5 protein-coding genes are annotated in these 4,277 nt (G+C 70.0%); all 5 read left to right on the plus strand.

Going from position 1 to position 4,277, the window contains the following annotated elements:
* Nucleotides 1–774: Fe2+-enterobactin ABC transporter substrate-binding protein (fepB, locus tag OOT08_RS16930; RefSeq protein WP_325093994.1), on the plus strand; the 774-nt coding region annotated here is incomplete at its 5' end.
* A gap of 48 nt (nt 775–822) precedes the next feature.
* Entirely contained in the window at nt 823–1,956 is a 1,134-nt protein-coding gene (locus OOT08_RS16935; RefSeq protein ID WP_325093995.1) for a sensor histidine kinase, read from the plus strand.
* Complete coding sequence (locus OOT08_RS16940; protein ID WP_325093997.1) at nt 1,953–2,615, plus strand: response regulator transcription factor; 663 nt, start codon at nt 1,953–1,955, stop codon at nt 2,613–2,615. Before OOT08_RS16935 ends, OOT08_RS16940 begins: the two co-directional genes overlap by 4 nt.
* A gap of 64 nt (nt 2,616–2,679) precedes the next feature.
* Nucleotides 2,680–3,435: an ABC transporter ATP-binding protein gene (locus OOT08_RS16945; RefSeq protein WP_325093998.1), complete on the plus strand. Its 756-nt coding sequence runs from the start codon at nt 2,680–2,682 to the stop codon at nt 3,433–3,435.
* Nucleotides 3,435–4,190, plus strand: coding sequence for a hypothetical protein (locus OOT08_RS16950; RefSeq protein ID WP_325093999.1), 756 nt, complete (start codon nt 3,435–3,437; stop codon nt 4,188–4,190). The genes OOT08_RS16945 and OOT08_RS16950 overlap by 1 nt, the downstream gene beginning before the upstream one ends.
* Nucleotides 4,191–4,277: the final 87 nt, after the last annotated feature.

Here is a 4,277-nt window from a genome sequence, read left to right on the forward strand (position 1 = left end):
CTGGCAAGCAGCGGCACCGCCGCGGATGTCCCCGGCCTCAGCGACTCGCTCGGCTTTTTCCTCCAGTGGAGCGACGCCGCGCAGACAGCCGGCACCGAGCTGCTCTTTTCGAATTCGTCCCCGAACGTCGAAAAAGTGATCGAATACGAACCCGATCTCATCGTCGTCGCGGAAACGGGTGGGGACTCCCTCATGGACAACGTCGATCAGCTGCGAAAAATCGCACCGGTGATGGTGGTGAACTACTCCGGTTCATCCTGGCAAGACATCACGACATTGTTTGGCGAGGCAACCGGGGCCGAGGACCAAGCGATGCAGGCAATCATGCAGTACGAGGCGCAGCTTGCCGCAGTGAAAGCCAGCATTACCGTCCCCGATCACCCAGTTTCTGCGTTCTTCCCGTTTGCCTCTGGTGAGGGAGCGGGAGCGGCCACCGAATTCTCACCCCACACACAGATCCTGGCCGACCTCGGGTTCACCCTCGCGGAGATCCCGGATGAGGTGAAGGGGGACGAATCCATGGGCGGTGCCGAACGAAAAGACATTGTGAACCTGTCCGCGGAAAACCTGCAACGCGGTCTGCCGGGGGAAACCTGGATCATGATCGCCGCCGATGCCGCCGCGAAAGATCTGGTGAACACCGACCCGGCGTACACCTCGGCTCCCGCGGTCCAGGCGGGAAACGTCTTCTTCACCCCCGGCGAAACGTTTCGGCTCGATTTCTTTTCGGCCCTGATCCTGCTCGATTCTCTCGCGCAGTCCTTCGCCTCGTAGCGCCCCGCCATCCCTGCGCGTTCCCCGGAGCCTCCTAGACTGGGGAGCGTGTCCAGTCCACGGAGGGTGTCCCCGCAGTGGCGGCGACTGCTTTGGGTGAGCGCTGGCTCCGTCGCGGTCGTCATCGGGTTGTGGCTCACCGTGACCCCGGGCACGGCCGAGCGCGAGCTTCAGCTGGCCCTCAGCGGCACCGCGGCACTCGGCGCAGCGCTGAGCACCCGGTGGCCCCTCGCCGGGGCAGCCCTCGCCGGGACAGCCACCGCCGCCGCCTGGCTGCTCGGGCTCACCGCCGATCCCTTCCTCCTGGCAAGCGTGGGCGTATTCCGGTACGCGGAGGGCCGCGGCGCCCGACGATTCCCCGTCTGGTTCGCCGCCGCGGGAGCCATCCTCGTCTGCGTGATGCTGTTTTTCGGGGACGCCGGGAACCCGACCTTCGCACCCCGGGCCCGGGGGGCCTTCCTCGGCGCGGTCGTCCTGACCACGGCCTGGGTGCTCGCGGTGCGTACCCGCCAAGCCCGGGACCAGGCCGGCGCGCGGGCCAGGGCCGACGAGCGGCTCCGCCTGGCCCGGGACGTGCACGACGTACTCGCGCACTCCCTCGGCGCGATCGGGGTCAGCGCCGGAGTCGCGGCGCACCTCACCGCGCTCGGCGAACCGGACCTGCGCAGTACCCTGCACGACGTCGAGCGCCAGGCCCGCGACTCGCTCGCGGAGCTCCAGGACCTGCTCCACCGCGAACGCGACCCTGCGCGCTCCCCCGCAGCGCCACCGCTGCACGCCCTCCTCACCGAGCTCGCCGACACCGCGGAACGCTCCGGGCTCCGCACCACTGTCTCCTGCCCACCCGAGGCCGAGCACCTGCCCGCGGCGCTTCGCACCACCGTGCACCGCATCGCGCAGGAGGCGGTGACCAACGCCATCCGGCACGCCAAAGCCACCACGCTCAGCATCGACGTCGCCCGCACGGGCACCGAGGTCCACCTGACCGTCCGCGACAACGGACCCGGCACCGCGCGCACCGCCGAGTGCGGCCCCGAGCAGCATTCCCGCCCCGGGCACGGCCTCACGGGCATGCGCGAGCGCGCCGAACTCCTCGGCGGGCAGCTCACCCACACGAACACCGGGCAGGGCTTCTCCGTGCACGCCCGCCTCCCCCTCGCCCTCGCAGAGGACCCCACGTGACCGACATCCGCGTCCTGATCGCCGACGACGAGCCCCGCATCCGCGCCGCCCTCCGGCTCCTCATCGAACACGAACCCGGGATGATCGTCGCCGGAGAGGCGCGGGACGGCGTCGAGGCCGTCGAGCAGGCCCGCCGGCTCCGCCCCGACACGATCCTGATGGACATCCAGATGCCCCGCATGACCGGCCTCGACGCCACCCGAGCGCTCGCCGCCGACAACCCCCGGATCATCGTGCTCACCACCTTCGACCTGGACGAGTACGTCTTCGAGGCGCTCCGGCTCGGGGCCTCAGGCTTCCTCCTCAAAAACAGCCCGCCCACCGACGTGCTCCGCGCGATCCGCGCCGCGGTCAGCGGCGACGCGCTCCTCGCGCCGGAGGTCACCCGGCGACTCATCACCCGCTTCGCGAGCCCCCCGCCCACCCCGGCCGCCTCCGGGACGCTCCTCGGCACGCTGACGGCGCGCGAGCGCGAAACCCTCCTCCTCATCGCCGAGGGGCGCTCAAACGCGGAGATCGCCGAGGCACTGTTCCTCACCGCGACAACGGTGCGCACCTATGTCAGCCGCATCCTCACGAAACTGGGCGCGCGCGACCGGGCCCAGCTCGTCGTCGCCGCCTACGAGAGCGGGCTCGTCGCCCCGCCGCGCCCCGAGTAACACGCCCGAGAATGTCAACCCTCGCAGACTGACCCCGCGGGGAAAAGCCGCTTGGCTGGGAGTCATGATCGAGATCACGCACCTCAGCAAACACCACGGCCGCCGCGCCGTCGTGGACGATGTGAGCTTCACCGCGGAGCCGGGGCAGGTCACGGGCTTCCTCGGCCCGAACGGGGCGGGCAAATCCAGCACCCTGCGCATCCTCCTCGGCCTGGACCGGGCCAGCTCCGGGACCGCCCGCATCGACGGCGTCCCCTACCGCAACCTGAGCCGCCCCCTGCTCCGCGTCGGCGCGATGCTCGACGGCCCCGGAGCTGGCCCCGGCCGCACCGCCGGAGCCCACCTCCGCTGGGTCGCCCAGTCCAACGCGATCCCCGCCGAGCGCGTCCACGAGGTCCTCAACCGCACGGGCCTCACGGACGCGGCGAAGCAGCGCATCGGCAGCTTCTCGCTCGGCATGGGCCAGCGGCTCGGCATCGCCGCCGCCCTCATCGGCGACCCCGACGTGCTCGTGCTCGACGAACCCACCAACGGCCTCGACCCGGACGGGATCCGGTGGATGCGCCGCCTCCTCCGTTCCCTCGCCGACGCCGGAAAAACAGTCCTCGTCTCCAGCCACCTCATGAGCGAGATGGAGGACACCGCCGACCGCTTCATCGTCATCGCCCGCGGCCACATCCTCGCCGACGGCACCCGCGCCGAGATCACCGGAGCCCATCAAAACCTCGAAGCGGCGTTCTTCGCCCTCACGGAGGGACACGCCGACTACCGCGCTCCCGCTGACCCCGACACCCCCGGCGACCGCAACGGGACCCGCTGATGCTCGCCCTCATCCGCTCCGAAGCCACCAAAATCAGCACGGCCCGATCCTCCTGGATCCTCATCCTCGTGACGGTCATCGGCACCTGGCTCATGTCCTGGACGAACGCAGCATCGAGCGCGGGACTCCCCCCGGACAGCGACCTGCTGTTCTCCACCGTCCCCGTTCCCCTCGCGTACACGGGCTTCGATATGGCAACCTTCGGCCACCCGCTGATCGTCGCGTTCGCCGCGCTCTGGGCGGGCTCCGAATACGGCTCGGGACAACAGATCCGCACCACCCTGCTCGCCACCCCGAAACGCGGCCGCGTCTTCCTCGTGAAAATCGGGCTGCTCGCCCTGACCTGCGCCGTGAGCGCCACCCTCACGATGAGCGGCGGCATCATGATCTCGCACGCCGCCGGGGACTCCCCCCTCACCCCCTGGACCCTCACCCCCGAAATCTGGGGACTCATCGGCGGCCTCAGCCTCGCCTGGACCCTCAGCGGCGTCATCAGCTTCGCCATCGGCACCCTCGCCCGCAGCGCAATCATCCCCCTCATCCTGATCGTGCCACTCAGCATCGGCCTCGGAGACTTCCTCGCGCAGATCTGGTCCGGTGCCCGCTACCTCCCCACCGCCGCCGGAGCCGCGCTGTACAGCGACCCCGCAACCGGCATCTTCCTCCCACCCGCAGCGGGCGCGCTCGTGCTGCTCGCCTGGGCCGCCACCCTCACCACCGCCGCTGGAATCACCTTCGCCCGACGAGACCAGTGAGGACCCACACCGTGACCCACACACCCTTCCGGCACACGCTCCGCTCCGAACTCACCAAAACATTCAGCCTGCGCAGCATCCAGGCAA

The sequence above is a fragment of the Leucobacter sp. M11 genome (assembly GCF_035726885.1).
Classification (GTDB): Bacteria; Actinomycetota; Actinomycetes; order Actinomycetales; family Microbacteriaceae; genus JAPFRB01.

Bases quoted from the DNA above. Each gene is read 5' to 3' on its own strand.
- OOT08_RS16950 (WP_325093999.1), top strand. From the start codon at position 3,435: ATGCTCGCCCTCATCCGCTCCGAAGCCACCAAAATCAGCACGGCCCGA.
- OOT08_RS16945 (WP_325093998.1), top strand. From the start codon at position 2,680: ATGATCGAGATCACGCACCTCAGCAAACACCACGGCCGCCGCGCCGTC.